At 70.9% G+C, this 26,519-nt stretch carries 26 protein-coding genes and 1 pseudogene; 11 read left to right on the top strand and 16 right to left on the bottom strand.

Going from position 1 to position 26,519, the window contains the following annotated elements; genetic code table 11:
* Positions 1-64: 64 nt before the first annotated feature.
* Positions 65-514, bottom strand: coding sequence for a DUF6234 family protein (locus HUT18_RS19590; protein WP_176101907.1), 450 nt, complete (start codon positions 512-514; stop codon positions 65-67).
* A 109-nt stretch (positions 515-623) separates the two neighbouring features.
* The gene (locus HUT18_RS19585) at positions 624-1,592 is read right to left on the bottom strand and encodes a LysR family transcriptional regulator (RefSeq protein WP_176104658.1); all 969 of its coding nucleotides are present in this window, start codon (positions 1,590-1,592) and stop codon (positions 624-626) included.
* Positions 1,593-1,631: 39 nt separating this feature from the next.
* Here HUT18_RS19585 and HUT18_RS19580 point away from each other — a divergent pair, with 39 nt between their 5' ends.
* Together HUT18_RS19580 and HUT18_RS19575 are read left to right on the top strand one after the other, a co-directional pair.
* Positions 1,632-2,534 (top strand): serine hydrolase, encoded by a 903-nt coding sequence (locus tag HUT18_RS19580; protein ID WP_176101906.1) that lies wholly within the window; start codon positions 1,632-1,634, stop codon positions 2,532-2,534.
* Positions 2,535-2,617: 83 nt separating this feature from the next.
* On the top strand, positions 2,618-3,652 hold the full coding sequence (locus HUT18_RS19575; RefSeq protein ID WP_176101905.1) for an MBL fold metallo-hydrolase: 1,035 nt from the start codon (positions 2,618-2,620) through the stop codon (positions 3,650-3,652).
* A 271-nt stretch (positions 3,653-3,923) separates the two neighbouring features.
* Here HUT18_RS19575 and HUT18_RS19570 read toward each other — a convergent pair whose 3' ends face one another.
* The gene (locus HUT18_RS19570; RefSeq protein WP_176101904.1) at positions 3,924-4,415 is read right to left on the bottom strand and encodes a YbjN domain-containing protein; all 492 of its coding nucleotides are present in this window, start codon (positions 4,413-4,415) and stop codon (positions 3,924-3,926) included.
* Complete coding sequence (gene mshA, locus HUT18_RS19565; protein ID WP_176101903.1) at positions 4,408-5,760, bottom strand: D-inositol-3-phosphate glycosyltransferase; 1,353 nt, start codon at positions 5,758-5,760, stop codon at positions 4,408-4,410. The genes HUT18_RS19570 and mshA overlap by 8 nt, the downstream gene beginning before the upstream one ends.
* A 356-nt stretch (positions 5,761-6,116) precedes the next feature.
* On the opposite strand from mshA, the gene HUT18_RS19560 reads away from it, so the two are divergent.
* The 3 genes from HUT18_RS19560 to HUT18_RS19550 all read left to right on the top strand — a co-directional run bounded on the left by HUT18_RS19560 (position 6,117) and on the right by HUT18_RS19550 (position 10,374).
* Positions 6,117-6,908 (top strand): class I SAM-dependent methyltransferase, encoded by a 792-nt coding sequence (locus HUT18_RS19560; RefSeq protein ID WP_176104657.1) that lies wholly within the window; start codon positions 6,117-6,119, stop codon positions 6,906-6,908.
* A 467-nt stretch (positions 6,909-7,375) separates the two neighbouring features.
* The gene (locus HUT18_RS19555) at positions 7,376-8,548 is read left to right on the top strand and encodes an NlpC/P60 family protein (protein ID WP_176104656.1); all 1,173 of its coding nucleotides are present in this window, start codon (positions 7,376-7,378) and stop codon (positions 8,546-8,548) included.
* Positions 8,549-9,045: 497 nt separating this feature from the next.
* The gene (locus HUT18_RS19550) at positions 9,046-10,374 is read left to right on the top strand and encodes a PP2C family protein-serine/threonine phosphatase (RefSeq protein ID WP_176101902.1); all 1,329 of its coding nucleotides are present in this window, start codon (positions 9,046-9,048) and stop codon (positions 10,372-10,374) included.
* 180 nt (positions 10,375-10,554) lie between these two features.
* On the opposite strand, the gene HUT18_RS19545 is transcribed toward HUT18_RS19550, so the two are convergent.
* The 5 genes from HUT18_RS19545 to HUT18_RS33885 form a co-directional block, all read right to left on the bottom strand.
* The gene (locus HUT18_RS19545) at positions 10,555-10,893 is read right to left on the bottom strand and encodes a DUF2516 family protein (RefSeq protein WP_176104655.1); all 339 of its coding nucleotides are present in this window, start codon (positions 10,891-10,893) and stop codon (positions 10,555-10,557) included.
* Between the two features lie 103 nt (positions 10,894-10,996).
* Positions 10,997-11,761, bottom strand: a complete 765-nt coding sequence (locus tag HUT18_RS19540) for a hypothetical protein (protein ID WP_176101901.1) — start codon at positions 11,759-11,761, stop codon at positions 10,997-10,999.
* A gap of 44 nt (positions 11,762-11,805) precedes the next feature.
* The gene (locus tag HUT18_RS33890; protein ID WP_254878706.1) at positions 11,806-12,342 is read right to left on the bottom strand and encodes a helix-turn-helix domain-containing protein; all 537 of its coding nucleotides are present in this window, start codon (positions 12,340-12,342) and stop codon (positions 11,806-11,808) included.
* A 107-nt stretch (positions 12,343-12,449) separates the two neighbouring features.
* The gene (locus HUT18_RS19530) at positions 12,450-13,058 is read right to left on the bottom strand and encodes an HAD-IA family hydrolase (protein WP_176104654.1); all 609 of its coding nucleotides are present in this window, start codon (positions 13,056-13,058) and stop codon (positions 12,450-12,452) included.
* A gap of 153 nt (positions 13,059-13,211) precedes the next feature.
* Positions 13,212-13,340: an LPFR motif small protein gene (locus tag HUT18_RS33885; protein WP_254879053.1), complete on the bottom strand. Its 129-nt coding sequence runs from the start codon at positions 13,338-13,340 to the stop codon at positions 13,212-13,214.
* Positions 13,341-13,837: 497 nt separating this feature from the next.
* Between HUT18_RS33885 and HUT18_RS19525 the strand changes: the two genes are divergently transcribed.
* A complete protein-coding gene (locus HUT18_RS19525; protein WP_254878705.1) occupies positions 13,838-14,641 on the top strand; it encodes a DUF4232 domain-containing protein in 804 nt (267 codons plus the stop codon).
* 145 nt (positions 14,642-14,786) lie between these two features.
* Here the strand turns inward: HUT18_RS19525 and rox are convergent, their stop codons facing one another.
* Positions 14,787-16,223: a rifampin monooxygenase gene (gene rox / locus HUT18_RS19520; protein WP_176101900.1), complete on the bottom strand. Its 1,437-nt coding sequence runs from the start codon at positions 16,221-16,223 to the stop codon at positions 14,787-14,789.
* Between the two features lie 228 nt (positions 16,224-16,451).
* Here rox and HUT18_RS19515 point away from each other — a divergent pair.
* The 3 genes and pseudogenes from HUT18_RS19515 to HUT18_RS19505 all read left to right on the top strand — a co-directional run.
* Positions 16,452-16,607 (top strand): annotated as a pseudogene (locus HUT18_RS19515) (IS5/IS1182 family transposase); the annotation flags it as partial.
* A 133-nt stretch (positions 16,608-16,740) separates the two neighbouring features.
* Positions 16,741-17,970 carry an MFS transporter gene (locus tag HUT18_RS19510; RefSeq protein WP_176101899.1) on the top strand — a complete coding sequence of 410 codons (1,230 nt, stop codon included), beginning with the start codon at positions 16,741-16,743 and terminating at the stop codon, positions 17,968-17,970.
* A 109-nt stretch (positions 17,971-18,079) separates the two neighbouring features.
* Positions 18,080-18,664, top strand: coding sequence for a DinB family protein (locus HUT18_RS19505; protein ID WP_176101898.1), 585 nt, complete (start codon positions 18,080-18,082; stop codon positions 18,662-18,664).
* A gap of 142 nt (positions 18,665-18,806) precedes the next feature.
* On the opposite strand, the gene HUT18_RS19500 is transcribed toward HUT18_RS19505, so the two are convergent.
* From HUT18_RS19500 to HUT18_RS19480, 5 genes are all read right to left on the bottom strand, one after another.
* Entirely contained in the window at positions 18,807-19,700 is an 894-nt protein-coding gene (locus tag HUT18_RS19500) for an RNA polymerase sigma-70 factor (protein ID WP_176101897.1), read from the bottom strand.
* Between the two features lie 126 nt (positions 19,701-19,826).
* On the bottom strand, positions 19,827-20,747 hold the full coding sequence (locus HUT18_RS19495) for an RNA polymerase sigma-70 factor (protein WP_176101896.1): 921 nt from the start codon (positions 20,745-20,747) through the stop codon (positions 19,827-19,829).
* On the bottom strand, positions 20,744-21,676 hold the full coding sequence (locus tag HUT18_RS19490; RefSeq protein ID WP_176101895.1) for an NAD(P)-dependent oxidoreductase: 933 nt from the start codon (positions 21,674-21,676) through the stop codon (positions 20,744-20,746). The genes HUT18_RS19495 and HUT18_RS19490 overlap by 4 nt, the downstream gene beginning before the upstream one ends.
* Before the next feature lie 142 nt (positions 21,677-21,818).
* On the bottom strand, positions 21,819-22,685 hold the full coding sequence (locus HUT18_RS19485) for a helix-turn-helix domain-containing protein (RefSeq protein WP_176101894.1): 867 nt from the start codon (positions 22,683-22,685) through the stop codon (positions 21,819-21,821).
* 58 nt (positions 22,686-22,743) lie between these two features.
* The gene (locus HUT18_RS19480) at positions 22,744-23,673 is read right to left on the bottom strand and encodes a helix-turn-helix domain-containing protein (RefSeq protein ID WP_176101893.1); all 930 of its coding nucleotides are present in this window, start codon (positions 23,671-23,673) and stop codon (positions 22,744-22,746) included.
* A gap of 378 nt (positions 23,674-24,051) precedes the next feature.
* Between HUT18_RS19480 and HUT18_RS19475 the strand changes: the two genes are divergently transcribed.
* Positions 24,052-24,822: an SDR family oxidoreductase gene (locus HUT18_RS19475; RefSeq protein ID WP_176101892.1), complete on the top strand. Its 771-nt coding sequence runs from the start codon at positions 24,052-24,054 to the stop codon at positions 24,820-24,822.
* A 287-nt stretch (positions 24,823-25,109) separates the two neighbouring features.
* Here the strand turns inward: HUT18_RS19475 and HUT18_RS19470 are convergent, their stop codons facing one another.
* Positions 25,110-25,463 carry a helix-turn-helix domain-containing protein gene (locus HUT18_RS19470; RefSeq protein WP_176101891.1) on the bottom strand — a complete coding sequence of 118 codons (354 nt, stop codon included), beginning with the start codon at positions 25,461-25,463 and terminating at the stop codon, positions 25,110-25,112.
* Positions 25,464-25,592: 129 nt separating this feature from the next.
* Here HUT18_RS19470 and HUT18_RS19465 point away from each other — a divergent pair, with 129 nt between their 5' ends.
* Positions 25,593-26,513 carry an NAD(P)-dependent oxidoreductase gene (locus HUT18_RS19465; RefSeq protein WP_176104652.1) on the top strand — a complete coding sequence of 307 codons (921 nt, stop codon included), beginning with the start codon at positions 25,593-25,595 and terminating at the stop codon, positions 26,511-26,513.
* Positions 26,514-26,519: the final 6 nt, after the last annotated feature.

Below are 26,519 nucleotides of genomic sequence, written 5' to 3'. Positions count from 1 at the left end.
TCTTGTCGGATGTGCCCGCACCGGCGCCCGATCTTGGGTCAGCCGCCTGAGCCCGGCCTGGGCCTCAGCCGCCGGTGTCCGCGCATTCGCTGTTGTCGCCGCCGCTGCGGCACCCGGCCTCGCCGGTGAACGCGGGGGCGGGAGCGGGGTGGTCGGTCCGGTCCTCTTGCCGCTGGATCGCGACCCCGCCGACGACTCCCGCCACCACCACGACAGCCATGAAGCACTGGGTCCACACCGTCACCAGAGCACGGGACCGGAACGCGATCACGGCCGCCACCACGGCCAGGGCCCCCACCACGCCGGCAGCGACGAGATAGCCCCACAACGGGTCGGGGCTCACCGTCCTGGCCGGGTCGAGACTCCATCCGGTCACCATCCACATGCCCAAGATCACCAGCAGGGCGAGCACTTCAAGGAGCAGCAGCCCCACGGCGGCCCCCACGTCGGCGCCCCGACCAGCGCGGGGCCGTACGGAATCGTCGAACGCCGCGGGCGCGGTGGGAAGGGCCATGCCCACCATCCTGGCCGGGGAGCAGGGCAGGCACATGAGTACCCGTACCCAAAGGCCAAAGGATCCCAAAGGCACGGCTCTCCCCTACGGCCAGCCTGCCGGCACGGCCTCAGCCCGACTCCTCGTAGACCACGGACCAAGGGCGGGGCGGCCCGTCCGGCGGGCGGGGGCCCTCGTCACGGCGCAAGGTCGTCGCACGGTCGCGGGCGAGCACGTCGGCCGCGAGGTCCGCGAAGTGGGGGGCGGCCGGGTGGGCGGACCGGTCGGCGGGCCAGGCCCCGGCGGTGCGCTGGGTGAGGGGGCGGCCTGCCAGTGGCCGCCAGGCGACGCGGGGCTCCTTGCGGGCCACCGGGCCCTGGTCGAAGGCGATGCCGTGGCCCGCGTGGACGAGGGCCAGCAGGAACTCGGGGTTGGAGGCGTGCCGAAGGCGGCCCGGCACGAAGCCCTCGGCGCGGCAGGTGTCGAGGATTCGGTCGTACCAGCCGGGGGCCTGGGCACGCGGGAAGAGCACGAGGTCGTGGCCGGACAGTTCGGCGAGCGCGACCTCGGGGAGCCGGGCCAGGGGTGAGGTGCGGGGCAGGACGACGCCGAGTTCCATGCACACCTCCGGGCCGAGACTCAGATCGGTGGCGTCCACGGGCTGGTGGACGAGGCCGACGTCGAGCCCGCCGGAGGCAAGCAGCCGCAACTGCTCCTCGGTGGTGAGCTCCTGGAGATCGACGGACAGGCCCGGGGAGTGCTCCGTGCAGGCGGCGAGCAGCGCGGCCAGCGTGGCGACCGTGGTGTCGGGGGGCACGCCCGCGCGCAGGGTGCCAAGGCCGCCGCTCCCGGCGCGGCGGGCCAGTGTCCGCAACCGCTCCTCGCGGGCGAGGAGTTCGCGGGATTCGTCCAGCAACACCATGCCGACGGCGGTCAGTTGGACCTGGCGGTGCGACCGGTCGAACAATTCGGCACCGAGATCCTTTTCCAGTCTGCGTATCGCCTGGCTGAGGGGCGGCTGGGCCATGCCGAGCCGCTCGGCGGCCCGGCTGAAGTGCAGTTCGTCGGCGACGGCGACGAAGATGCGCAGGTGGCGCAAGAGATCCACAGCCAGGGACTTTACGGGAGGGGCGAATTGATGGTCGAGGAGCGGATCCGCGAGGTCTTCGCGAGGGCGGGCGCCGAGGGGTTACTGCACGCGGTCCCCGTCGTCGGGAGGCCACAGGCCGAGGAGGGTGCGGAGGTGGCCGTCGGCGCGGACGAGCCCGTCGTGATCGCCTCGGTCTTCAAGGTGCTGCTGGTCCTGGAGTTCGCCCGGCAGGTGGCCGCGGGCCAGCTCGACCCCCGTGAGCGGGTACGGGTGACGGCGGCCGACCGGCTCGGCGGCTGGGGCACGGCAGGCTGTGCGGACGACGTCGAGCTGTCGCTGCGCGATCTGGCGTTCTTCGCGATCTCGGTGAGCGACAACTCGGCGGCGGATCTGCTGCTGGCCCGGGTCGGCCTGGACACGGTGCGGCTTCTCGCCGGGGAACTCGGGCTCGACCGGACCCGGATCGTGGGCGGTCCTCGTGACGTACTGGAATCGATGCTCGCCGAGGTCGGCGCACGCGACGAGGCGGAGTTCGCCCTGCGTTACCCGGCGCTCCCGGACGAGCGCAAGAGACGGCTGAGCGTGCTGGATCCCGCGCGGACCAACTCCAGTACGCCCCGTGAGATCACCGGGCTGCTGCGTCTGATCTGGCGTGACGAGGCGGGGCCGGCGGCCGCCTGCGCGCAGGTACGCGAACTGATGGCCCGCCAGGTGTTCCGGCACCGGCTGGTGTCGGGGTTTCCGGACGAGGTGACGGTCGGGGCGAAGACCGGAACCCTGCCCGGGCTGCACATGGAGGCGGGGGTCGTCGGATATCCCGACGGCAGCCGCTACGCGGTCTCCGTCTTCGCCCGTACGCGGGAGCTGGCCGCCTCGCGACCGGCGGTGGACGCGGCGATCGGCGCCACGGCCCGGATCGCGGTCGACTTTCTGCGCAGCAAAGGCGTCTGACCTGGCCTCATACCGTCGCGCATATCAGACCCCCGGAGTTTTGATCTTGGACGACGGGGATCGCGCCCTGATCTGCTGACGCCATGAGCGACGACACAGACGCACAGCGCCCGAAGCGGCGCGTCCAGGGGTTCGGCCGGCGTTCGGTGCTGCGCGGCGCCGCGCTCGGCGCGGCCGTCCCGCTGATCTCCTCCACGACCACCGCCTCCGCGACTACCGCCTCCGTGACCACCGCCTCCGCGGTGACGCCCCGAAGGGCCCCGGCGGCCGGTTCGGCGTCCTTCCGCTGGCTGGGCACCTCCGGCTGGCGCATCGACGTCGACGGGCGGACGGTGCTCTTCGACCCGTACCTCACCCGGTTCAGGACCGGCCTGTTCGACGGGGGCTTCGAGCCGCGTACGCCGCTCACGTCCGATCCCGAGGTGGTACGGGAACACATCGGCTCCCCCGAGCTCGTCCTGGTCAGCCACTCGCACTGGGACCACATCGCCGATGTGCCGCACATCGCCAAGACCACCGGCGCCCGGGTCGTCGGCACCGAGACGACCTTCCACCTGCTGGTCGCGTTCGGTGTCGACCCGGGGCAGATCTCGGTGGTGAAGGGCGGCGAGGTACTGGACTTCGGCGGATTCACCGTCGAGGTCGTCTCCAGCCTGCACAGCCGCAACAAGAAGCACTCCTACTTCGCCCCGGGCACACTCAACGCGCCGCCCACGGCGGTCCCGAAAACCATCTCCGACCTGCCGGAGGGCGACACACTCGCCTTCCAGCTGACGGCCGCGAACGGCCCCTCGGCCTTCCTGATGGGCGCGAGCGACTTCTCGGAACGGGCCGTGCGGGGGCTGAACCCCGACCTCGCGATGCTCGCGGTGCCGTCCAGCGCCTCGACGTCCCGCTATGTGCCCCGGCTCCTTGAGGCACTGGGCCACCCCGGGGTCGTCGTGCCCGTCCACTGGGACAACTTCGAGAAACCGCTGAGCGAGCCCCCGCACCGCGACCCGGTGATGGACCTGGACGGGTTCGTCGCCCAGGTCGAGCAAGAGTCTCCGACGAGCCGGATCGTCGTCCCGGACTACCGCACCACGTACGGCGCGGACATGCGGCCGACCCGGCCCTGAGGCGGACCCGGCCCTGAGGCGGATCCGGCGCTCTCTCACCCGATCAGAGCGTTTCGCGGGTGCCCCGCCGGGCGCTTCCTCTCCGACGGGGCTTGGCTGGAAGCGGGCGTCGTCACGAGGCCCACAGAAACGTGACCCGGCCCGGCCTGACCACTGAACGGCCGCGCCGGGTCACGCACGTCCGACGCGGCTGCTTCCCGTACTTCCCCGTACTTACCTGTGCTGCTCTGTACTTCCCCGCACTTCTCAGCTTCTGCCTCTGCTTCCGCCGCTACTTCTTCCCGGCGCCCGTCAGATGTGCGAAGGCGTCCAGGTTGCGGGTGGACTCGCCCCGGGAGATCCGCCACTCGTACTCGCGGCGGATGGCCGAGGAGAAGCCGAGTTCGAGGAGGGTGTTGAAGCTGCCGTCGGCCGCTTCGAGTACCGAGCCGAGCAGCCGGTCGATCTCGTCGGCGGTCACGGCGGACCGCGCCAGCTTGCCGGAAAGGTAGACGTCGCCGAGCCGGTCGACCGCGTAACTCACGCCGTACAGCTTGAGGTTGCGTTCGAGCAGCCAGCGGTAGACGCCCTCGTGGTTCTCGTCGGGGCGGCGGATCACAAAGGCGTTCACGGACAGCGAGTGGCGTCCGAGGAGCAGCGAGACGGTGGTCGAGAGCTTGCGGGTGCCGGGCAGTTTGAGGACGTAGTTGCCCGGCTCCGGGGACTCCCAGTCGAGCTCGGCCTCGTTCAGTGCCTGCTCGATGATCGACGCTGCGTCAGCCATGGTGCGAGCGTACGCGACGGCGATGTTCCTGCATGGCGGCGGTGTACACCTCGGCGGTGGCCGCCGCCGCGCTGCCCCAGCCGAAGCTCTCGGCGTGCCGGGCGGCGCGCTCGCCCATGATCGCGGTCAGGCTGCCGGGGGCGTCCGGACCTGGCCGGTGGCTGTCGGCGAACCGCCCGAGCACCGCGGCGTAGTCACCCGGGTCGTGCCCCTCGACGAGGAATCCGGTCTCACCGTCCCGCACAGCCACCGGCAGACCGCCGACGCGGGCCGCGAGTACCGGCGTCCCGGCGGCCTGCGCCTCTATGGCGACCAGACCGAAGGACTCGCTGTACGAGGGCATGACGAGGACGGACGCCGCGCGGAACCAGTCGGCGAGCCGGTCCTGGCCGACCGGTGGACGGAACCGGACGACATCGGCGATACCGAGGCGGGCGGCGAGTTTCTGGAGTCCCTCGGGCTTGGCGAGCCCGCTGCCGCTGGGACCGCCGACCACCGGAACCACGAGGCGTGAACGCAATTCAGGGCGGCGCTCAAGGAGTACCGCAACGGCGCGCAGCAGCACGTCCGGCGCCTTCAGCGGCTGTATGCGCCCCGCGAACAAGGGGATCAGCGCATCGCGCGGCAGTCCGAGCCGGGCGCGGGCGGCGGCACGTCCGTCGGCCACCCGGAAGCGGTCGAGGTTGACGCCCGGGTGCACGACGGCGACCTTCGCGGGGTCGGCCTCGTAGTGGTGCACCAGCTCGGCGGACTCCTCGGCCGTGTTGGCGATCAGACGGTCGGCGGCGCGCACGATCTGGGTCTCGCCGATGACGCGCGCGGCGGGCTCGGGCCGGTCACCCTCGGCCAGCGCCGCGTTCTTGACCTTCGCCATGGTGTGCATGGCGTGCACCAGCGGGACGCCCCAGCGCTCGGCGGCCAGCCAGCCGACGTGCCCGGACAGCCAGTAGTGGGAGTGCACCAGGTCGTAGTGGCCGGGCCGGTTGCCCGCCCAGGCCTGCATCACCCCGTGCGTGAAGGCACAGAGCTGTGCGGGCAGCTCCTCCTTGGCGAGCCCCTCGTACGGGCCCGCGTCCACATGTCGTACGAGCACGCCGGGCGCGAGCGCCACCGTGGGCGGGAGGCCGCCGGTGCTGGCGCGGGTGAAGATCTCCACCTCGATGTTGACGTCGGCGAGCCGTTTGGCGAGCTCGACGATGTAGACGTTCATGCCGCCCGCGTCGCCGGTGCCCGGCTGGTGCAGGGGCGAGGTGTGCACACTGAGCATGGCGATCCGGCGCGGCTTGCGGTGCAGCCGCAGCCGCGAGGCCGTGGGAGTACGACGCCGGCTCCCGTACTGGCTCACGTGGCGGTCCTCCTCGGGTACGACTCCCCGGTCCCCGCCGTCGGCTCGCCTCCGGGCAGGACTGAGGGGAGACGTTCAGGTCTCCGGAACCGAGAACACCCCGGGCCCCGCACACATTTCCACTTTGCTGAATCATTACCTTTTCGTATCCGCGCCGGACCCACGCTCCCGCCCTGTGCGGGCGGGTCTCGGCCCCGCCGCACCACCGCCACCGCACCCGTTCGCCCCGGTTCCGGTCCCGCCCCCTCCCCCGCCCGGCGCCGCATACCCTCGTACGCATGGCCTCCCGCACCGCCGATCCCCGCCTGCCCGCACCCGCGGCGCAGGCGCGGCGGCCCGTGTCCGGGGCCCGCCCGGTGGGCACGGTGACCCGCGGGACCACCAACCCGAACCGGCTGCGCCGCATGGACCGCTGGATCGCGGCGGTGCACGGGGCCGCGCTGCGCCGCGCGGAGGACCCGCTCGCGGTCGACCTCGGCTACGGCGCCGCCCCCTGGACCGCCGTCGAACTCCTCACCCGGCTCCGCTCGGTGGCCCCGCGCACCCGCGTCACGGGCATAGAGATCGAGGCGGACCGGGTCGCGGCCGCCCGCCCCTGCGCCCGCGAAGGCCTCGACTTCGTACGCGGCGGCTTCGAGGTCCCGGTGACCGGGCGCCCGACGCTGATCCGGGCGGCGAACGTCCTGCGCCAGTACGAGGAGGCCGAGGTCACCGCGGCCTGGGCCCGGCTCTGCGCACGCCTGGCCCCCGCGGACCCGGCGACGGGGAGCGGGGGCGGGCTGCTGGTCGAGGGGACCTGCGACGAGATCGGGCGTCGGCACGTCTGGGTCGCGCTCGGCCCCGAGGGCCCCCGGACGGTCACCTTCGCGGCCCGGCTGGCCTCCCTGGACCAGCCCTCCGACCTGGCCGAACGACTACCGAAGGCACTCATCCACCGCAACGTCCCCGGCGAACCGGTGCACGCCTTCCTGCGCGACTTCGACCGCGCCTGGGCGGCCGCCGCGCCGTTCGCCTCCTACGGCGCCCGGCAGCGCTGGATCCGTACGGCCACCGCGCTCGCGGCCGACTGGCCGATTGTCGACGGTACGAGCCGGTGGCGGCAGGGCGAAGTCACCGTCCGCTGGGAGGCGTTGGCGCCCCGCGCCTGAACGGGTCACCGGGACGCGTCACCGGGGCGTGTCGCCGGAACGCGTCGCCGGAAGCGTCTACCGGCAGGACTTAACAAGCGGATGCCGTCACCGAGTTGACGGCGCCTCGCCCAGCACTCATACGGTTCACGGTAGTTCGCACCCCACCAGCAGAGCCCCTTTTGGGTGACGTAGGAACGATCTGCGTCACCGGTTCGTCGATCACTGCGAGAAGCGGCGCGAGCGTTCGGCGACCTCGATGCGGATGAGGGGCGAGCGGTCGCGCGGAGACAACGGGAGCGACCGGGAGGTCCGGGCAAGCGGGGACAAGCAGGGGCAGGGCAACCCCTGTTGGATTCGCGCGGCGCGTGGCACCATCCCGTAAGCGCACGCAAGTTACTGACGGTTAACCAGCTTTTTTCGGCAACGCCCGACAGGGCCGATGGGAGGCGGACGTGACAGGCAAGCAGAGGTCGAGCTGGGCAGCCATGACGCTGATATGCACCATCGGCGCACTGTCCGTACCGGCCACGGCGCATGCGGCGACTCAGCACGAGCCCGCACTGATCCCGTCGAAGGCCGCGAAGCCGTCACCGCCGTCGAAGCCCGGGGAACCCTCGAAGCCGCCCAAGCCCTCGAAGTCCCCCAACTCCGGCCACACACCCGGTAGTTCGGCCGACAAGCCGGAGCCCACGGACGGCTCGCCGCCGGAACCGGACGTCGAGTCGGCCCGTCTGGACGCCGTACGCAAGAAGCTCGACAAGCTGTACCACGAGGCCGGGGTGGCCACCGACGCGTACAACTCGGCCGAGGAGAAGGCGGATCAGCAGTCCCGCCGGATCATCACGCTCGCGGAGCGGATCATCACGGGCCAGTCGCGGCTCGACCAGCTGCGGGCCAGAGTGGGCGCCGCCGCCCGCGCCCAGTACCGCGGCGGCGGCCTGCCCGACGAGGCGAAGCTGATCCTCAGCGACGACCCGAGCAGCTTCCTGGAGGGCACCGACCGGCTCCGTCAGGGCCAGCAGGGGACCAAGGGCCTGCTCGCCGAACTGAACCGCACCCAGAAGGAGTTGCGCGACTACACCAAGGACGCGCAGCAGCAGTGGAAGAAGCTGGAGAGCAACCGCAAGGCCAAGGCGGCGGCCCAGCAGAAGGTCAAGAAGCGGATCGCCGAGGCCGAGAAGCTCGAATCGAAGCTGGAGAAGGAGGAACGCGAGCGTCTGAAGGCCCTGGAGAAGGCGGCCCAGTCCAAGGCGCAGGCGGCCTGGCTCGATTCGGGAATCCTGGACGAGATCAAGGGCAAGGCGAGCGCCTCCGGCAAGAAGGCCCTCGACTACGCCTCCGAACAACTCGGCAAGCCCTACCAGTGGGGCGCCGAAGGCCCCAAGACCTACGACTGCTCCGGCCTCACCTCGCAGGCCTGGCTCTCCGCGGGCCACGCGATACCGCGCACCTCACAGGAGCAGTGGCGTCAACTCCCCCGTATCGACATACGCGACATGCGCCCGGGCGACCTGATCATTTATCACGACGACGCCAGCCACGTCGGGATGTACATAGGCAACGGCTCGATCATCCACGCCCCTCGGCCGGGGCGGCACGTGACCGTCGCGGGGGCGGGCTCGATGTCGATACTCGGGGTGGTACGTCCGGACAAGTAGGGAGACGTACGGCCGGACGAACAGCGAGGCGACGGGCGACGGCTCCTCGTCCGGAACCGGATGCCCGCTCCCCTCGTCGACGAAACACGAGCGCCGCCCCCAAAAAGGGCACCTGCACCAAACCAGCCCAGCCCAGCCCCAGGAGTCCACGCCAGAGCGAGCACACCACCCACTCCGGAAAAGTCGCCCAATTCCCACCCATTCCGCCGGAATTCCTGGCCTCCCCACCCTCCCCACCCCTCACTTCCCACTCCCCACAAATGACTCATCCAGGGTGACGCGGGGCACTTCCGAGGAGTGGGTCAAACGTGCCGAGGCGTGAGCTTTCTCATCTTCGCCGGGGCAAGACGGCCTCAACTTCCCAGGTGGCGGGGGCATATGACACTGACTGTTTTCCCCGCGCCATTCCCCTGCGCCATCGCCTGACGCTATGGTCCCCGTCGGCGGAAGGTCACCTGGCCTCCGCTCCGCCCTCGGGGGGAGGGAAGGAACCGACGATGCCCGTACCCGTACCGCGGCAGAGGCAGGTCCCGGCCGCGGAAGGCGGTTCGGCGTCCTCCGTGCCCGCACCCCCGACCGCCCCGTCCGGCACGCTCACGCTGCTGCTGATCGACGCCGACCCGGCCGGTCCGCTGAGCGTTCCCGAGCCCACGGACGCCGACGGACGCCCCGTCCGGGTCCGTACCGCCCGCAACCTCACCGAGGCCGAGCGGCTGCTGACCGACGACGTGGACTGCATCCTGCTCGACCTGGCCCTGCCGGTCCCCGCGGGCCAGCAGGCCGAGGCAGAGGCCGCCGGGGAGCTGGTGACGCTCAAGCACGTGCTCCGGCTGGCACCCCTGCACGCGGTCCTCGCCCTCACTTCCTCCGGCGACGCCGAGCGCGGAGCGGAAGCGGTACGGGTCGGGGCCCAGGACTATCTCGTACGGGAAGAGCTGGACGAGCGGCTGCTGAGCCGGGCGGTCCGGTACGCCGTGGAGCGCAAGCGCGCGGACATGGCACAGCGCCAGCTCACCGAGTCCCGGCTGCGCGCCGAGGAGAACGCCCGCCTGGAGCGCGGCCTGCTGCCGACCCCGCTGCTCGACGGCTCCGCCCTGCGCTTCACCGCGCACTACCGCCCCGGCCGCTCCCGCGCCCTGCTCGGCGGCGACTTCTACGACGTGGTGCGCACCCCGGACGGCACGGTGCACGCGATGATCGGCGACGTGTGCGGGCACGGCCCCGACGAGGCGGCGCTCGGCGTGGAGCTGCGCATCGCCTGGCGGGCGCTGACGCTGGCGGGCCTGTGCGGCGACACCCTGCTGTCCACGCTCCAGGAGGTCCTGGAGCACGAGCGCGCGGACGACGAGATCTTCGCGACGCTGTGCACCATCGACATCGCCCCCGACGGCCGCCGCGCGGGCCTCTGCCTGGCGGGTCACCCGGCCCCCCTGCTCTCCCGCCCCGGCCGCCCGGCCACCCTGCTCCCGTACGACAACGGCGGCCCGGCCCTCGGACTGCTGCCGCAGGCCCGCTGGTCGCGGCGGCAGGTGGAACTCGGCGCCGAGTGGAACCTGATGCTGTACACGGACGGTCTGATCGAGGGCCGCATCGGCCAGGGCCGCCAACGACTCGGCCAGGACGGCATGGTCGCGCTGGTCGACCGACGCCTCTCCGCGGGCCTGAGCGGCGACGAACTGCTCGAATCAACGGTGAACGAGGTCCGCGACCTCAACGGCGGCGACCTCACCGACGACGTGGCGGTGGTCCTGCTCTCCCGCCCGCAGGGGAACGCCGTGAGCCCGGAACGGACGAGGACCGAGCAGCAGGGCGCACCGGCCAACTGAGGCCGGTGGCGCGTGCGACCTGAAGCCGGTGGCGCGTGCGACCTGAAGCCGGTGGCAGGTACGGCCTGAAGCCGGTGGCAGGTACGCCTCGGCGCCTCCCGCAGTACGAGCCCAGCGCCTCCCGCAGTACGAGCCCAGCACCTCCCGCAGTACGGCTCGGCGTGCTCCCGCGCTACGGGTTCAGCGCCCGCCGTTGTACGGCCCGTACGGTCCGTCGCTGCTGGAGCCTCGGCGGCGGCCGCCACCGCCGGACACGGCGCGGACCGCGGGCCGGACGTCGACGATGTAGACGATGGTGGCGATGAGACCGATGATCGGCAGGAACGACAGGATGCCGAAGATCCAGTTCACCACGAACGCGAGCCCGAGGACGATCAGCCAGAACGGCTTGGTCTGCTTGTCGGCCGCGCGATAGGCGTCCTCACGACGGATGGCGGCGTCGACCAGCGCGAAGCCGCTGAACAGGATCAGGGCCGTGCTCAACAGCCACATGAATCCCGCGAACCCCTGCATCAGCACAACGTCCACCACCAGACTCGGTTCCTACATGTGCGGCCACGGTACCGGTTACCCGGTCAAACGGACCGGACACCCGACAAGTGCCCGGCCCGTACCGAAGGCCTCACTCGCCGGACGGCGAGGACTTCTTGGTCCCGCCCTTCGTCTCCCCCGCGGCCGGGCTCTTGGCCCCGTTCTTCGCGGGGCTCCCGTTCTTCGGGGACGTGGCGGAGGACGCGGAGTTCCTGGCGGTGGTGTTCCCGGCCGCGGTCTTCGACGTGGCCGCCTTGCGGGGCGCCGGAGTGGCCTTGCGCGTGACGGTCTTCTTGGCCGGGGCCGTCGCGGCGGGCTTGGCCGTACCGGAGGCCTTGGCGGGCTTGGGCCCGGTCTTGGCGGTGGACTTGGCGGCGGGCTTCTCGTCCTCGACCACGACGGGCTCCGGCTCGACCACGACCGCGATCTCGGTGAGGTCCTCGGCGGCGTCACCGCGCCAGGTACGGACGGTCTGCTCGCCGTGCTCGGCGACCTTCTCGTAGGCCTCGCGCGCCTTGACCGCGTACTCGAAGGCGACACCCACACCGCGCAGCGCGGCACCCTGAGCCGTCTCGCCCAGCTTCTTGACGTCGGAGTCGAGGGCGCCGAGCAGCTCGGTCACCTTGGTCTGGAGGGTGTCCTGCGCCTCCTTGGCCCGGCTCGCGGCCTTCTCCTGCACGGCCTTCGGGTCGGTGGTACGCACCGACTCGATACGCGAGGGCGCCTCGGCCACGATCTGGTCGATGAGACCGGGCACCTTGCGCGCCCGCTGGAGGGCAAGGTCGGCGGAACCCGCCACGAAGTACAGCGGCTTCGGGTCGGTCAGGGTCCTGCGCAGGTCGTCGGCGATCGCCATGTCTGTGTCCTCCTTGTTCACTTCAGCTGTCGGTGGGTGTGGCATCACTTGCTGTCGGGGGCTCCGGCGGGCGGGTGCCCGTCGGCCGGGGCGGCGGGTTTGTCCGTACTGTCCGCACTATCCGCACCGTCTGAACCGCCCGCGCTATCCGGACTATCCGCACCCTCGGGATTGTCCATGTCGTCCGGGTTTCCGAGGCCCTCGGAACGGCCGGTACCGCCGAGATTTTCGGATTCCACCGCGTTTTCCTTGCGGAAGGACTCGTAGATCTGGAGCAGTACCTGCTTCTGCCGCTCGTTCAGGGACGGGTCGGCGAGGATGACGGCACGCGTCTCCAGCTCGACCCGCTCCTTCTCGTCGAGGATCCCGGCGCGCACGTACAGCGTCTCGGCGGAGATCCGCAGCGCCTTGGCGACCTGCTGCAACACCTCCGCGCTCGGCTTGCGCAGCCCGCGCTCGATCTGGCTCAGATACGGATTCGACACCCCGGCCGCCTCCGCGAGCTGCCGCAACGACAACTGCGCACTGCGCCGCTGCTCCCGCAGGTACTCGCCGAGACCGCCGACGTTGAGTGAGGCCATGCGAACAGAGTGCACCCCTCGCGCTAACTATTGCAAGCAGACGCTTGCAATAGTGTGCGGGTTCACTCGGAGGGCGGGGAGCGGGGCACGGCCGGCGCCGCCGTTGTTCATCCGACCGACGTGAGGCCGAGTCGCTCGCGGAGGTCCGCGGGTTCGCGATAGTGCAGACCGCTCATCCCGAGCGCGACCGCGGCTTCGACGTTCTCCAGTCGGTCGTCCACGAAGAGGCAACGGTCCACGGCAACCTCCGCCCTCTGGGCAGCGATCTCGTAGATCTTCCCGTCCGGCTTGGCCACCCCCACCCGGGCGCTGCTGACGACATGGTCCGCGAGATCCGTCAGCCCCAGCGACACCAGGTCGTCCTCAAGCTCCACGGTCGCATTGGTGACCAGTACCAAGGGCACGCGCGTCCGCACCTGACGGAGCATGGCGACCACGACCTCGTCGGCCCGGAACGGCGCCTGGGCGAGCGCTGTCGCCAGCTCATGTGCCCGAGCCTTCGGCACCCGGTCCGCGAGGCCCTCCACGATCGCTTCCACCCACTGCTGCTTGGTGATCGCGCCGAGGAGAAAGGGCAGATCGATCTCCGGCGTGTACGCCACCTCCGCGGTTGTCCCCTCCGCCAGTCCCGCGCCGCGCTCCAGGGCTGCCAGCTCGGTCAGGTCGTAGAAGCGGATCACATTGTCGAGGTCGCACAGCACGGCGTCGAAGGGCATCCGGGGCGGCTTGGAAGTCGTCACCGGCCTTGGATAGCACGGCGGCCGGGCACCGGGAGCGGACGACGACAAGTGCCCGCACCCGACGGGGGTTCGGGTGCGGGCACGGCAGGGTGGCCGCGGCAGGCGCGGCCGACGGCGGCGGGGCGCTGCTCAGTGGCGCCCGTGCACCGTGTCCGAAACGCCGCCGAACAGGCGGGCGATCAGTCGGAAGGGCAGCGTCACGACGGTGGCGACGGCGCCTCCGATGGCGCGGAAGACATCCGCGATGGCCCTCAGCATCATGAACCTCCGTTCTCTGGCGTCCGGTCGTACGCCCGCCCCCGTCTTTCGTGGGACGCGCGGCCCGGACTGCTGCACCTGATGTACGGCCGTTCACTGAACACGTGCCCGGAGGGGGCGGGGGCAAACGACCTGGACGACGAGGACCGTCCCGGCCCGACGCAGCCCGGCCGTTCACGCTGCCCGGCGGTACTCGTCCTGCGGAACCGCCCCTTCCCTGTACGTGATCGGTAACAGACTGATGGGCGCAGGTGCGTTGAGGGCGATTTGTGGTGCAGGCTCTGCCTGTCGTCGGGCGGAGAGCGGAGAGCGGAGAGCGGAGAGCGGAGAGCGGCGGGAACGATCGCGTACGGCCGTCCTCGCACCACCGACCCGCCTGGCCACCGACCACCGGGGCTGCCACCCACCACCGGCTGCCACCCACCCTGCACGACCGACCACGTGCAGCCGACCCGACGACCGACCACGTACCGCCGACCGACCACGGGGGACCCACCATGAACGCACCCGTCCGCAAGAACCACCCAATGCCCGAGAGCCCGAAGGGCGCCAGGAATTCCAAGAGCCCCGGGAATCGCAGGGGTTGGAGGTCCTACGCACTCGGGGCCACCGCGATCGCGGCGCTGCTCTCGTCGACGGCGTGCGAGTCGGACACCGAGGGGACGGCCGACTCCAAGCCGTCGGACCGGCCGACCGCGTCGAGTTCGGCGAAGCCGGGTGGGACGGATTCCGCGAAGCCGGGCGGTGGTTCGGGCGAGAGCGACGGCAAGGACAGCGGCAGCGGAAGCACCGGTGGCTCCGGAAAGGGCGGCAACGGGGAGGGCGGCGACAGCGCGGGCAGCGAGAACGGCGCCAACGCCCCTTGTACCACCGAGCAGTTGGCGGTTTCCGCCACGAAGGAGCCCGCGGACAGCAAGGAGGCCAGGCACCTTCTCCTCACCGTCCAGAACGCGGGCGACAAGAAGTGCGACCTGTTCCACTACCCGCACGTACAGCTCGGTGCCAATGCCCAGAGCACGGTTCCCGTGATCAAGGACAGTTCCCCGGACCCGGGTGAGCCGGTCACCCTCGCCCCGGGCGACGAGGCGCACGCCGCGCTGCTCGTGAGCGGCGGCGGCAGGGACGAGTACGAGGCAAAGAGCATCAGCCTCACCCTGCACGGCAGCAAGTCCGGTACCAAGGCGGGCAGTCCGGTCGATGTCCCCATGCCCGTCGACACGCTGTACGCGGACGACGGCCAGCTCGTCACGTACTGGACGACCGCTTCCGGCATGGCCCTCGACTTCATCATGTCGAAGTGATGGATCGCGGGTGACGGATCGCGGGTGACCGATCACGGGTGACGATCGCGCGCGAAACGACTGACCGCGACCGCCGACCGGACAGGGCAGACGAGGCGGACGGGGCGGGCGGGACGGACCGGAGAGGTCGCCGCCCGCCCGTCTCTCACCCTCCGGCCGTCCCGAACCACCGCCCCAACTCCCGTTCCAGCTCTCCCTGTTCTTCTCCCACCCACGCCACATGTCCGTCCGGACGCAGCAGTACCGCGGGGGCGTTCAGTTCATCGAGTTCGTCGCTTACGTCGACGACGTGGTCCACCCGGTCCGACCAGCCCGCCGTCGAGAGGCGTCCGGTCTGGTCGAGCAGCAGTCCGCGGCCGCCGTGCGTCAGCTCGTAGAGGCGCCCGCGCTTGAGCCGTACGTCCCGCAGCCGGCGGCCGAGGAGGGGGTGGCCCTCGCCGAAGTCGTAGCGGACGTCGACCGCGGTGACCAGGCCGGTCAGGTAGCGGTTCACGTCGTCGAACTCCAGGAGTTCCGCGAAGAGTTCGCGCAGCGCCCGGGCACGTGCGTCGTCTTCCATGAGGGCGGACTGGGCGCGGGTGTTGGCGAGCACCTTGGTGCCCACCGGGTGCCGTTCCTCGTGATAGCTGTCCAACAGGCCTTGCGGGGCCCACCCGTTGACCTCGGCGGCGAGTTTCCAGCCGAGGTTGAAGGCATCCTGGACGCCGAGGTTGAGTCCCTGACCGCCCGCGGGGAGGTGGATGTGCGCCGCGTCGCCCGCCAGCAGCACCCGGCCGACCCGGTAGCGCTCGGCCTGCCTGCTGGCGTCGCCGAACCGGGACAGCCAGCGCGGCGAGTGCGCGCCGAAGTCGGTTCCGGCCAGTTCCCGCAGCCGGGCCTTGAACTCCTCCAGGGTGGGCGTGACCGCACGTTCCCCGGCCACCTCCGCGGCGGGCGCGATGAGTCGGTACACGCCGTCCGCCACGGGGAAGAAGCCGAACCGAGGGTGGAGCTTGTTGACCTCGGCCGTGACGGCGGCCAGTGTTTCCGGGGTCGCGGTCACCTCCACATCGGCCAACATCGTCTCGAACCGGGCGGGTTCACCGGGGAATCCGACGCCGAGCAGCTTGCGCACGGTGCTGCGGCCGCCGTCACAGCCGACCAGGTACCGCGCGCGCAGCCGCGAGCCGTCGGCGAGTTCGACGCTCACGCCCTCCTCGTCCTGGCTCAGCCCCACCAGCTCGCAGCCGCGCCGGAGTTCGGTGCCGAGTTCGAGCGCGTGCTCGGTGAGGACCCGCTCGGTGACCACCTGCGGCATCGCGAGACCGTACGGGTGGGCGGTGTCCATCCCCTCCGGCCACGACGTCACGAGCGTGGCGAACAGACCGCCGACCGAGAACCGCTCACCGACCTCGTGGAACCGGTCGAGCAGTCCGCGCTGGTCCATCACCTCGACACTGCGTACGTGCAGACCGCGCCCGCGCGACTCCCCGCTCGGCTCGGTCAGCCTCTCCAGCACGACCGTCCGCACCCCGGCCAGCCGCAACTCCGCGGCCAGCATCAGCCCGGTCGGCCCGCCACCCACAACGATCACATCGGTCAACGCAATTCCCTACTTTTCGCCCTGGAATCCGGTTACGGCTGGGAATTCTGCGGCACAACGGGGGCCTTGCCACAAGCCCCCGGGTGCGCTATACGTTGAGAGTGGCAAGGAGCGGCTGACCTCCTTGCCTTTGTTTTTTCTCCCGCTCTCCTTCCCTCTCACTCCCACTCTTCTCCCGTCCCGGGTCCCAACTCGGCGGCCCTGCAATGCTTTTGACCGTCCTTCCGGTTGCCTTGTCCGGGACGGGAGTTGTGCGTTCGGTGCGGTGTGGGGATGTCGCCGTGGATCGTGTCGCATGGACTGTGGGACTGCCTGGAGCCGCCCTTGCCGCAGCGTGAGCGCGGGTTCCGGTACCCGGGCCGCAAGCCGTTGCCGGACCGGGAAGTGCGCCCTGGCCCTGGCAGGAATGCGACACCAACCGCGGAGCGCGAGGGTGCTGTCGCAGTTCTGCCAGCCGACCGGGGACACCGCCTGCTGAGCTGTTCGCCAAGGCACTGCTCAGCACAGGACGGAGCTCATGTCCCCCACCACTGCCCACCCGGTCGACCGCGAAGCTCTGCCGACCCAATCGCCGCTGATCGGCTGGCTGGCCGTGGTCTCGGTGATGCTGGGAATCTTCGCCATCGTCACCACTGAGATCCTGCCTATCGGCCTGCTGACCTCGATCGGCTCCAGTTTCACCGTCTCGGACGGTGTGGCCGGGCTGATGATGACCATGCCGGGTCTTCTCGCGGCGGTCTCCGCTCCTCTGGTCACCGTGGCCACGGCACGTATCGACCGTCGCCTGATGCTGTGCGTCTTCATGCTCCTGCTGGGCCTGGCGAATTTCGTCGCTGCCGCGGCACCCGACTACTGGCTCCTGCTGGCCTCCAGGGTCATGGTGGGGATCACGATCGGTGGGTTCTGGTCGATAGGCGCCGGCCTGGCCGAACGGTTGGTGCCGCCGGCCTCGGTCGGCAAGGCGACCGCCGTGATCTTCTCCGCTGTCCCGTTGGGATCCGTCCTCGGGGTACCGGCCGGCACCCTCCTCGGAGATCTCGCGGGGTGGCGTACGGCATTCGCGGTCATGGGTGCGCTGACGGTCGGAGTGCTGATCTTGCTGCTCCTGGTCCTGCCCCCGCTGCCTCCGGTCCAGGCCACCCGGCTGAGCGATCTCAGGGGCACGTTCCGCAGTAGCAACACCCGCTTCGCGCTCCTGCTGACGTTCCTGATCGTGCTCGCCCACTTCGGGACGTACACCTATGTGACGCCGTTCCTGGAACAGGTCACCCATGCCGGCGACGGCCTGATCACCACGTTCCTGTTGCTCTACGGCGCTGCCGGTCTCCTCGGCAACTTTCTCGGGGGTGCTCGGGTGGCACAGCATCCGCGGACCGTGTTCGGACTCGCGGCCGGGCTCATCGCGGCGGCGACTCTTCTGCTCCCCACAGTGGGCCGCTACGAGGCCGGTGCTGTTGCCCTCCTGATCGTGTGGGGCGTCGGCTACGGCGCGGTGCCGGTCGCCTCGCAGACCTGGTTCTCCAAGGCGGCGCCGTCCGCCCCCGAAGCGGCATCGGTTCTGTTCACGGCTTCCTTCCAGGCCACGATCTCCATCGGCGCGCTGCTGGGGGGAATGGTCCTGGACCGCACCTCTCCCTCCGCGGTCATGGTGCTCGGCGGCTGCACCGCGGTATTCATGGCCCTGGCAGTGGGAACCCACTTCGCCAGGCGTCTCACCTGGCCGGGAAGCGCGGACGCGCCCGAGTAGCTCGGCGAGCACGGTCTCATCCGACACAACCACGCTGACGTGCCCGGTCGTTGCCGGACCACGTAGGGGATCTTGAGGCCACGAGCAGCCCATGGCAGGCTCATGCCGCATGATCGATGAGTTCGCGAAGGACAACCTGCACGGGAGACTGCGGCGGGACCGCGAGGCGCTGCTCTGGAAACTCGACGGCTTGTCCGAATACGACGTCCGTCGGCCTCTGACAGCGACCGGGACCAACCTCCTCGGCCTGGTCAAACACGTGGCCACCGTCGAGGCCAGGTACTTCGGCGAGGTCTTCGACCGCCCTTCCCCGGAACCGCTGCCCCGGTGGCAGGACTCCGACGGCAGCGATCAGTGGGCGGCCGAGGACGAGACCCGCGAGCAGATCATCGGGTTCTACCGGCGTACGTGGGAACACTCGGACGCGACGATCAACGAGCTTCCCCTCGACGCCCCCGGCCACGTGCCGTGGTGGCGGGAGCCTTGTCCGAACACGAACCTGTTCGCCGTCATGACCCATGTCCTCGGCGAGTGCAACCGGCATGCCGGGCACGCCGACATCCTGCGCGAGGGCCTCGACGGCCGGACCGGGGTGCGCCCCGAACACGAGCAGCGGATCGACGAGGAAGCCCGTGCGGCCCACCGCGCGAAGATCGAGCAGGCCGCCAGGTCGGCCGCACCGATCAAGGCTTGAGGACTTCGAGGTTGTCTCACGTGACTTGCCACGTGAGACAACCTCTTGCTACTCGCTCAGATCACGCCCGGCCTCACCGGCACCCGCAAGCGCCCCGCCCCGCGACGTCCCGCGACGTCCCGCGACGCCCCGGCCCCGCCGCCTACCGCACCAACACCGCCGGTTCATCCAGCCGAGTCAGCTTCTGCGGGTTCCTCACCACGTAGATGCGGGCGATGCGGCCGTTCTCCAACTCCAGGCTGACAGTGCTGGGTTCGCCGTCGAATTCCATGCGGGCCGCGGGTTCGCCGTTGAGCCAGACGGCTGCCGTACGGAAATCGGTGACCACTTGGTGTGCGCGGGCGAGCAGCGGTACGACCGAGTCGGTGCCGTGCAGGGGGACCAGGGAGGCGGCGGCGAGGCCGCCCCCGTCGGCGATGAGGACGACGTCCGGCGACATCATCTCCATCAGCTCGTCCAGCCGTCCGGTCCGCAGGGCGGCCAGGAACCGTTCCACCACGGCCTGTTGTTCGGAAGGTGTCACCCGCATCCGCGGCCGTCGGGCGGCCACGTGCTCGCGGGCCCGGCGCGCGATCTGCCGTACCGCCGCCTGGGTCTTGCCGAGGGCCTCGGCGATCTCCGGGTACGGCATCTCGAAGACCTCACGGAGGACGAACACCGCGCGCTCCGCGGGGCCGAGGGTCTCCAGGACGGTCAGCATCGCGATCGAGACGCTCTCCGCGAGCTCTACGTCCTCGGCGACGTCGGGGCTGGTCAGCAGCGGTTCCGGCAGCCATTCGCCCACGTAGTCCTCGCGGCGGCGGGCCACCGTCCGCAGGCGGTTGAGCGCTTGGCGCGTGACGATCCGTACGAGGTACGCGCGCGGGTCCCGCACCTGCGTGCGGTCGGCATCGGCCCACCGCAGCCAGGACTCCTGCACCACGTCCTCCGCGTCGGCCGCCGAGCCGAGCATCTCGTACGCGACCGTGAAGAGCAGTGCGCGATGGGCGACGAACGGGTCGCCGGGGAGTTCCCCTTCCGTCAGGCGTGGCGCCATGGTCATCTCTCCTTGTACGTGCCGTCCGTGCGGTACGGGCATGCCGTCCGTGTGGTGCGTGCCGTGCGTGCCCACGTGCCGGTTCGGCATGGAGACACCGGCCGGGTCGTGGGTGTGACAGGTGCCTCAGCCCCTGTGCAGGGACGCGAACACCTCGCGCCGGACGGCCCAGGCGTCCGCGACCGGGCCCATGTGCCCGAGCTTTTCGGGGTTGATCACCGACCGGATGGTCTGGATCCGTCCGTCGAGCACCTCCAGGACGAGGGCGTTGATGACCCTGCCGTCCCGGTCGCGGAGGACCGCGCCCGGCTGGCCGTTGACCCGGACAGGGGCCATCGTGACGCCGACCGCGAGGAGTTGCGGGAAGGTGGTGGCGAGCACCCGGGCCACGTGCTCGGCGCCGTGGATGCCCCGGGCCCACTGCGGGGCCTTGCCACCGCCGTCGCCGACCATGTGCACATCGGCCGCGAGCAGTTCCCGCAGTGACGCGACGTCCCCTTCCCGGAAGGCGCCGAAGAACCGTTCGGCCAGTGCCTCGCGCTCCTGCCGGTCGGCCTCGAACCGGGGCCTCCCGGCCTCCATGTGCCGACGGGCCCGTACCGCGAGCTGACGGCACGCCGCCTCCGACCGCCCCACCGCCGAGGCGATCTCGGGGAAGCCGAAGCCGAACACCTCGCGCAGGACGAAGACCGCGCGCTCCAGCGGGGACAGCCGCTCGAGCAGCAGCAACGCCGCCATCGACAGCGAGTCCGCCAGCTCCGCCGAGCGCTCCGGGTCCTCGTACGGGTCGGTCAGCAGCGGCTCGGGGAACCACGGACCGACGTACTGCTCCCGTCTCAGACGGGCCGAGCGCAGGACGTCGATCGAGACGCGGGTGACCACGGCCGCGAGGAAGGACTTGGTCGACACCGGCCGGGTCGGTGAGGCCTCCAGGCGCAGCCAGCTCTCCTGGACCGCGTCCTCGGCCTCGCTCACGCTGCCGAGGATCCGGTAGGCGATCGAGAACAGCAGCGGCCGCAGCTCCTCGAACTCCTCGGCCCGGTTCACGCGAGGCTCCTGCGGAAGCCCTCCCGCCAGGACGGGTAGCGCAGTTCCCAGCCGAGTTCCCGCTTGGCCTTGGCGTTGGAGAAGCCGCGCCCCTCGGTCATCATCTTCACCGCCATCTCCCCGGCCAGCAGCCGCGCCAGCCACACCGGGACCCGCCGCGGCGGCTTCGCGCCCGCGCACCGGGCCAGATGGGGCAACCACTCGGCGGCCGGGGCCGGTTCGTCGTCGACGATGTTGAACACGCCCGTCGCGCGCTGCTCCACGGCGAGCAGGGTGGCGCGCGCCGCGTCGTCCAAGTGGATCCACGAGCTGTACCCGGCGGCGTCCCCCACCAGCGGGAACTGCCGCTTGCGCACCAGCTCGACCTGGTCGTCGGTGGCGCCGGGTCCGTAGAGCCCGCCGTAACGCAGGACCGCGCCGCCGAACTCGAGGACCGAGTCCTCGACGTGGCGGATCGCGTCGGCGCCCGGTTGCGCCGCCGTGCCCGTCTCGGCGTCCAACGGGTCCTCCTCGGTCTTCACCCAGCCGCCCTGGCGGATGCCGTTCCAGGAACCGTAGCTCTGCGCGACGACATGGGGGACGCCGGTCGCCTCGGCGGCGGCGAGCAGATGGTCGGTGCCCTCGGTGCGCAGCCGGATGGTGGTGGCGAACCAGCGGTCCGGATGCTTGAGATCCGGCTTGCCCGCGTGGACCGGGGAGATCGCGGTCATCTGGTGCACGATCACCTCCGGCCGGGCCGCGGCCACCGCCTCGCCCACCGACATCGCGTCGAGCCCGTCCATGACGACGCCGTCCGCGCCCAGTTCCCTCAGCAGGCCCAGCTTGGCCTCGCTCGTCGTCGTAGCCGTCACCCGATGGCCTCCGGCGACGAGTTGCGGCACCAGACGCCGCCCCAGAACTCCGGTCCCACCTGCCACGAACACCCGCATGACATGCACCTTTCCGCTTCCCTGTCGAGCCTTCGCCCCCGAGACGAGACAGCCCGGGCGACTGTGACATGGGTGAGCGGATTGATCGCGGGCGCGTGAGAGGTACTGCGGGTTCGCGAGGTGCGGTGCGCGGTGCGCGGTCCTACGCGTCCCGGGGCGCGGCCGCCGGGGCCGTGTCCGCCGCCGCGAGCCGCCGCAGACCTTCCTCCGAGGGGCTGCCGGGCCGGGCGGTCCAGATGACGACGTGCTGGTCGGGGACGCCGGGGCTGGCCAGGGTGTCCCAGTCCAGGGCGAGGGTCCCGACCTCCGGGTGGTGGAAGATCTTGCTGCCGGTGCCCTGGGTGGCGACCTCGTGCCCGTGCCACCAGCGCTGGAAGTCGGCGTGGTCGGCCATCCGGGCCAGCAGGTCGTGCAGCCGCGGTTCGTCCGGGCGGCGTGCGGAGTGCATGCGCAGGTATGCCACGCAGTCGTGGGCGCCGGTCGGCCAGTCGTCGTAACGGCTGCGCAGCACAGGGTCGTTGAACAGCAGCCAGACGTAGTTCCGGTTCTCCTCCGGGACTTGGCCGAAGTCGGTGAGCAGGGCCGCGGCCAGACGGTTCCAGGCCAGGACGTCCATGGTGTCGGACAGCACGACCGCCGGGGATCCGGGCAGCTGGTCGAGGAGTTTGCGGGTGTGCGGGGCGACGGTCCGCTCCGGGTACGTGTGCCGCTCGTCCGGCGACCGCCCGGCCAGGTGGAAGAGGTACGTGCGCTGGTCGGCGGTGAGCCGCAGCGCCCGGACGATCGACTCCAGGACGGGCACGGAAGCCTGCATCCGCCCCTGCTCGACCCGCGTGTAGTAGTCCGTACTGATCGACGCGAGCAGCGCGACCTCCTCGCGGCGCAGACCCGCCACCCGCCGCGGGGTACCCGTGTCGGGCAGCCCCGCCCGCCGGGGATCCAGCGCGGCCCTGCGGGCCTTGAGGAAGGTGCCCAGTTCCTTCGGGTCGCCACCCGTACCACTGCTCATACGCTCAGTGTGGCAGCGGCCCGCACGCGGCGTGGCCGTTCCGGCAACAGACTGTCAACTACCGGTCATGTTTGGGTGACTGGGCGGGTGAGGGCGGACGGGGCCGACGTGGGGGCGGGGACGAGCGCGCGGGTGAGAGCGGGGCGGCCGCCGCGCCCGCCCAGGAGGCGAGGATGCGCAGGGCGTCGTGCGAGGGGGAGCCCGGTTCGGCCGACCACACGACCAGTTGCTGGTCGCTGTCGCCCGCGGCGGCGAGGGTGTCCCAGTCGAGGGTCAGCTCACCGGCGACCGGGTGCCTGAGCACCTTCGTACCGGCGTCGCGCACCGCGACCTGATCGGCGGCCCACCAACGGCGGAAATCCGCGTCCTGGACCGAGAGTTCACCGACCAGAGCGGCAAGCCGCCGACTGCCGGAATCACGCGCGGCCGCCCTGCGCAACTGCGCCACACACATACGCGCGACGCTCTCCCAGTCGGCATACAACTCCCGCATTTCCGGGGCGGTGAACATCAGCCGGAGATAGTTCCGGCGCCTTTCCGGAATGCGGGAGAAGTCGGTGACCAGTGCGGCCGCGAGCGGATTCCACGCGAGAATGTCCATCCGGCGGCCGAGAATGATTCCCGGCGTGGTGCGCAGGTCGTCGAGCAGGCGCCGCAGCCGGGGCTGGGCCTGCTGTACGGCACGCCGGAGGGGCCGCTCCGAGAGCGTTCCGGCGAGGGCGAACAGACAGGCGCGCTGGTCGTCGTCGAGGTGCAGAACACGGGTGAGCGTCGTCAACACCGCGGCGGACGCGGGGATGCGCCCCTGTTCGAGGCGCGTGTAGTAGTCGGTACTGATCGAGGCGAGTGCGGCGACCTCTTCGCGGCGCAGTCCGCTGACCCGGCGGCGGCCCCCGGTCTCGGGCAGCCCGACAGTGCCGGGACTCAGCTCGCCCCGGCGGGCCTTGAGGAAGGCCCCGAGCTCGCCGGGGCGTGCGCTGCTGGTCATGGCACCCAGTCTCGAACGGACGCGAGCGCGCTGGGAGGGAGAGTTTTATCCCTGGATGAACGCGCCCCGGGATGGAAGTCTCCACTGCTGGGGGAGCACCCCATGTGCCAGGGTGGCGAACACGGGGAAAGGCGCACAGAGTTCTGCACGGGACAGGGAATGCGGAACAGGGAACGCCGACCACGGAGTCGGAGTTCGGGTCGATTTCCGCGACCGGCGCGGGAAACCCGTCTACGCGCGACAACTCGCCAAAGGCGCACAGCAGCGTCTGGGAATGCCGAGGAAAGCCGAGAGATGACCGAGGAACGGCCCGCCCGGAACGGCCGGTGCGGCAGGGCGGAAACGTACGGACGACCGTACGGAAGGGAGTCGGGTCGCATGTCCCGCATCGACCGGGTACTCGTCGTCGGCGCCACCGGCCGCACGGGACAGCGCGTGGTCGCCTCGGCGGTCGCGCACGGCCTCACGCCGGTGGCACTCGCCCGCAACGCGTCCCATGCGCGCAGAACGCTGCCCGGGACCGAGGTCGTGGTCGGTGATCTCACGCTGCCGGACACGCTCACGGCCGCCGTCCGGGACATCGACGCGGTGATCTTCGTCCATGGCTCCGACGACGACTCCCGCCCCGACTCGTTCGAGCGGATCGACTACGGCGGTGTCCTCAACGTCCTGCGTGCGCTGGGCGATCGGCGCCCCCGGATCGTGCTCCAGACCTCGGTCCTCGTGACCCGGCGCGACCACGCGTTCAACCACGGCGGAAACGCCCTGGACTGGAAGCGCAGGTCGGAGCGGCTGGTCCGGCTGAGCGGAGCCCCGTACACGATCGTGCGCCCCGGATGGCTCGACGGCGGCCAGGGCCCCGCGCCCCAACTGCGCGTAGAACAGGGCGACTCGGGCGAGGACTTCGTCAGCCGTGCGGCGCTCGGCCCGCTCCTGGTGGAGGCGCTGCTCGACGACGCCGCGCTCGGCAAGACCTTCGAGCTGTTCTCCGCGCCCGGCCTCGCGACCACCGACTTCACCACCCTGTTCAGGGAGGCCAAGCCCGACGAACCCGGCGCACTCGACGGCATCGCCGACACCGCCAACCTGCCCCTGAACACCGAACCTCCCCACGTCCAGGAGGAGTTGGCGGAACTCCGCCCCTCCTGAGCCCGCGCTCCCCTTCCCTCCCTCCCCAAATACGCCGAGAGGCCGCCCCGCCTGCCATGCACCCAAGCACCCACTTTTTTGTGGGTACTTGGCAGTGATCGGGCGGCCGGGAGAACCTGATGACGGCCCCGGGGGACGGGACACGGACGGACGAGATACGGACGGACGAGATACAGAGGGCGAGATACGGAGGGACGGGGCACCCCAGGGCCGGACCGGGCCACAACCGGACCGGGCGCAGACCGAGCGCAGACCGGGCCCGAACCGGGCGCAGGCACGACACCAGGTCAGGAGACCGACTGCCGCTCCTCCGCCATCCGCTCCATGCGGCGGTGCCCCCAGTCCGCCACCGGGCCCAATGCGTCGGCGAGTTCACGGCCGAAGTCGGTCAGTGAGTACTCGGTCTTCAGCGGCAGCACATCGTGCACCTCCCGGTGCACGAGTCCATCGGACTCCATCTCGCGGAGTGCCTGGGTGAGCACCTTCTCGCTGAGGCCCGGCATCCGCCGACGCAGTTCACCGGGACGCTGCGGACCGTCCTCCAGCCGCCAGAGCAGACCGGTCTTCCACTTGCCGTCGATCACGGCGACCGCGGCGGTCACTCCACAGACGTCCATGTCCTGAGCACGACTGCGTGTCACGTACACCCCATTTGTCACTGTTCGCACTTCACTTGTCACCTGCGGCGCGAGTGCCGACGGCCGACATCCTCGGGACGGTCGCCGGCACTCACCTACAGCCCAACCACATACGGGAGTTGAACCATGCCCATGCAGCACTCCGAAACCGAAACCGAATCCCAGACCGGGATCGAGGCCGGGACCGGGAGCGTGACCGTCCTCGGGCTCGGTCCGATGGGCCGTGCGCTGGCCTCCGCGTTCCTCGATGCCGGGCTGCGGACCACGGTGTGGAACCGGACGCCGGGACGCGACCGGGAACTGGTCGCACGCGGCGCGAGGGGCGCGGCATCGGCGGCGGAGGCGGTCACCGCGAGCGAACTGACCGTGGTCTGCGTCGTCAACTACGGTGCGGTGGAAGGCATTCTGCGAGACGGCCCGGTCGCCGACGCCCTCAAGGGCCGTACGGTCGTCAACCTCTCCTCCGGCGCCCCGGAGGGGGCACGGGGTACGGCGGACTGGGCGGCCGCACACGGCATCCGCTTCCTGGACGGCGCGATCATGACGCCGACGACCACGATCGGCACACCCGCCGGGGTGTTCCTCTACGCGGGCCCGGAGGACCTCTACCGGGAGCACCGGCCGGTACTGGACGCCCTGAACGGCACCCACACCCACCTCGGCGAGGAGATCGGCCGGGCTGCCGCGTACGACATCGCGCTGCTCGACATCTTCTGGACCGCCTCGGCGGGCTTCGCACACGCCCTGGCGGTGGCGCGCGCGGAGGGCATCACCGGACGCGAGCTGACCCCCTATGCCCAGGGCATCGCCGCGATCCTGCCGCCGATCTTCGAGGGCTGGGCCGCGAACCTGGACGACGGCGACTTCTCCGGCGAGGACAATCCGCTGACCTCGGCCGTCTCGTCCATGGCCCACATCGCGGAAACCTCCGAGGCCCACGGCATCGACGCGAGTCTCATGCGCGCGGTCGAAGCCGGCGCCCGCCGCACCGTCGAGCTCGGCCACGGTACGGACGGGTTCCACCGGATCGCGGAGGTCCTGGGCAGGGACTGAGGGGGC

The sequence above is a fragment of the Streptomyces sp. NA04227 genome (genome assembly GCF_013364195.1).
GTDB lineage: Bacteria > Actinomycetota > Actinomycetes > Streptomycetales > Streptomycetaceae > Streptomyces.
This window is presented reverse-complemented; position numbering and strand designations above follow the sequence as displayed.

Coding starts and splice junctions, on each gene's coding strand:
- HUT18_RS19590 (WP_176101907.1), bottom strand. CDS start 514: ATGGCCCTTCCCACCGCGCCCGCGGCGTTCGACGATTCCGTACGGCCC.
- HUT18_RS19580 (WP_176101906.1), top strand. CDS start 1,632: ATGGTCGAGGAGCGGATCCGCGAGGTCTTCGCGAGGGCGGGCGCCGAG.
- HUT18_RS19575 (WP_176101905.1), top strand. CDS start 2,618: ATGAGCGACGACACAGACGCACAGCGCCCGAAGCGGCGCGTCCAGGGG.
- HUT18_RS19570 (WP_176101904.1), bottom strand. CDS start 4,415: ATGGCTGACGCAGCGTCGATCATCGAGCAGGCACTGAACGAGGCCGAG.
- HUT18_RS19555 (WP_176104656.1), top strand. CDS start 7,376: ATGACGCTGATATGCACCATCGGCGCACTGTCCGTACCGGCCACGGCG.
- HUT18_RS19550 (WP_176101902.1), top strand. CDS start 9,046: ATGCCCGTACCCGTACCGCGGCAGAGGCAGGTCCCGGCCGCGGAAGGC.
- HUT18_RS19540 (WP_176101901.1), bottom strand. CDS start 11,761: ATGGCGATCGCCGACGACCTGCGCAGGACCCTGACCGACCCGAAGCCG.
- HUT18_RS33890 (WP_254878706.1), bottom strand. CDS start 12,342: ATGGCCTCACTCAACGTCGGCGGTCTCGGCGAGTACCTGCGGGAGCAG.
- HUT18_RS19530 (WP_176104654.1), bottom strand. CDS start 13,058: ATGCCCTTCGACGCCGTGCTGTGCGACCTCGACAATGTGATCCGCTTC.
- HUT18_RS33885 (WP_254879053.1), bottom strand. CDS start 13,340: ATGCTGAGGGCCATCGCGGATGTCTTCCGCGCCATCGGAGGCGCCGTC.
- HUT18_RS19525 (WP_254878705.1), top strand. CDS start 13,838: ATGAACGCACCCGTCCGCAAGAACCACCCAATGCCCGAGAGCCCGAAG.
- HUT18_RS19510 (WP_176101899.1), top strand. CDS start 16,741: ATGTCCCCCACCACTGCCCACCCGGTCGACCGCGAAGCTCTGCCGACC.
- HUT18_RS19505 (WP_176101898.1), top strand. CDS start 18,080: ATGATCGATGAGTTCGCGAAGGACAACCTGCACGGGAGACTGCGGCGG.
- HUT18_RS19500 (WP_176101897.1), bottom strand. CDS start 19,700: ATGGCGCCACGCCTGACGGAAGGGGAACTCCCCGGCGACCCGTTCGTC.
- HUT18_RS19490 (WP_176101895.1), bottom strand. CDS start 21,676: ATGCGGGTGTTCGTGGCAGGTGGGACCGGAGTTCTGGGGCGGCGTCTG.
- HUT18_RS19485 (WP_176101894.1), bottom strand. CDS start 22,685: ATGAGCAGTGGTACGGGTGGCGACCCGAAGGAACTGGGCACCTTCCTC.
- HUT18_RS19480 (WP_176101893.1), bottom strand. CDS start 23,673: ATGACCAGCAGCGCACGCCCCGGCGAGCTCGGGGCCTTCCTCAAGGCC.
- HUT18_RS19475 (WP_176101892.1), top strand. CDS start 24,052: ATGTCCCGCATCGACCGGGTACTCGTCGTCGGCGCCACCGGCCGCACG.
- HUT18_RS19465 (WP_176104652.1), top strand. CDS start 25,593: ATGCAGCACTCCGAAACCGAAACCGAATCCCAGACCGGGATCGAGGCC.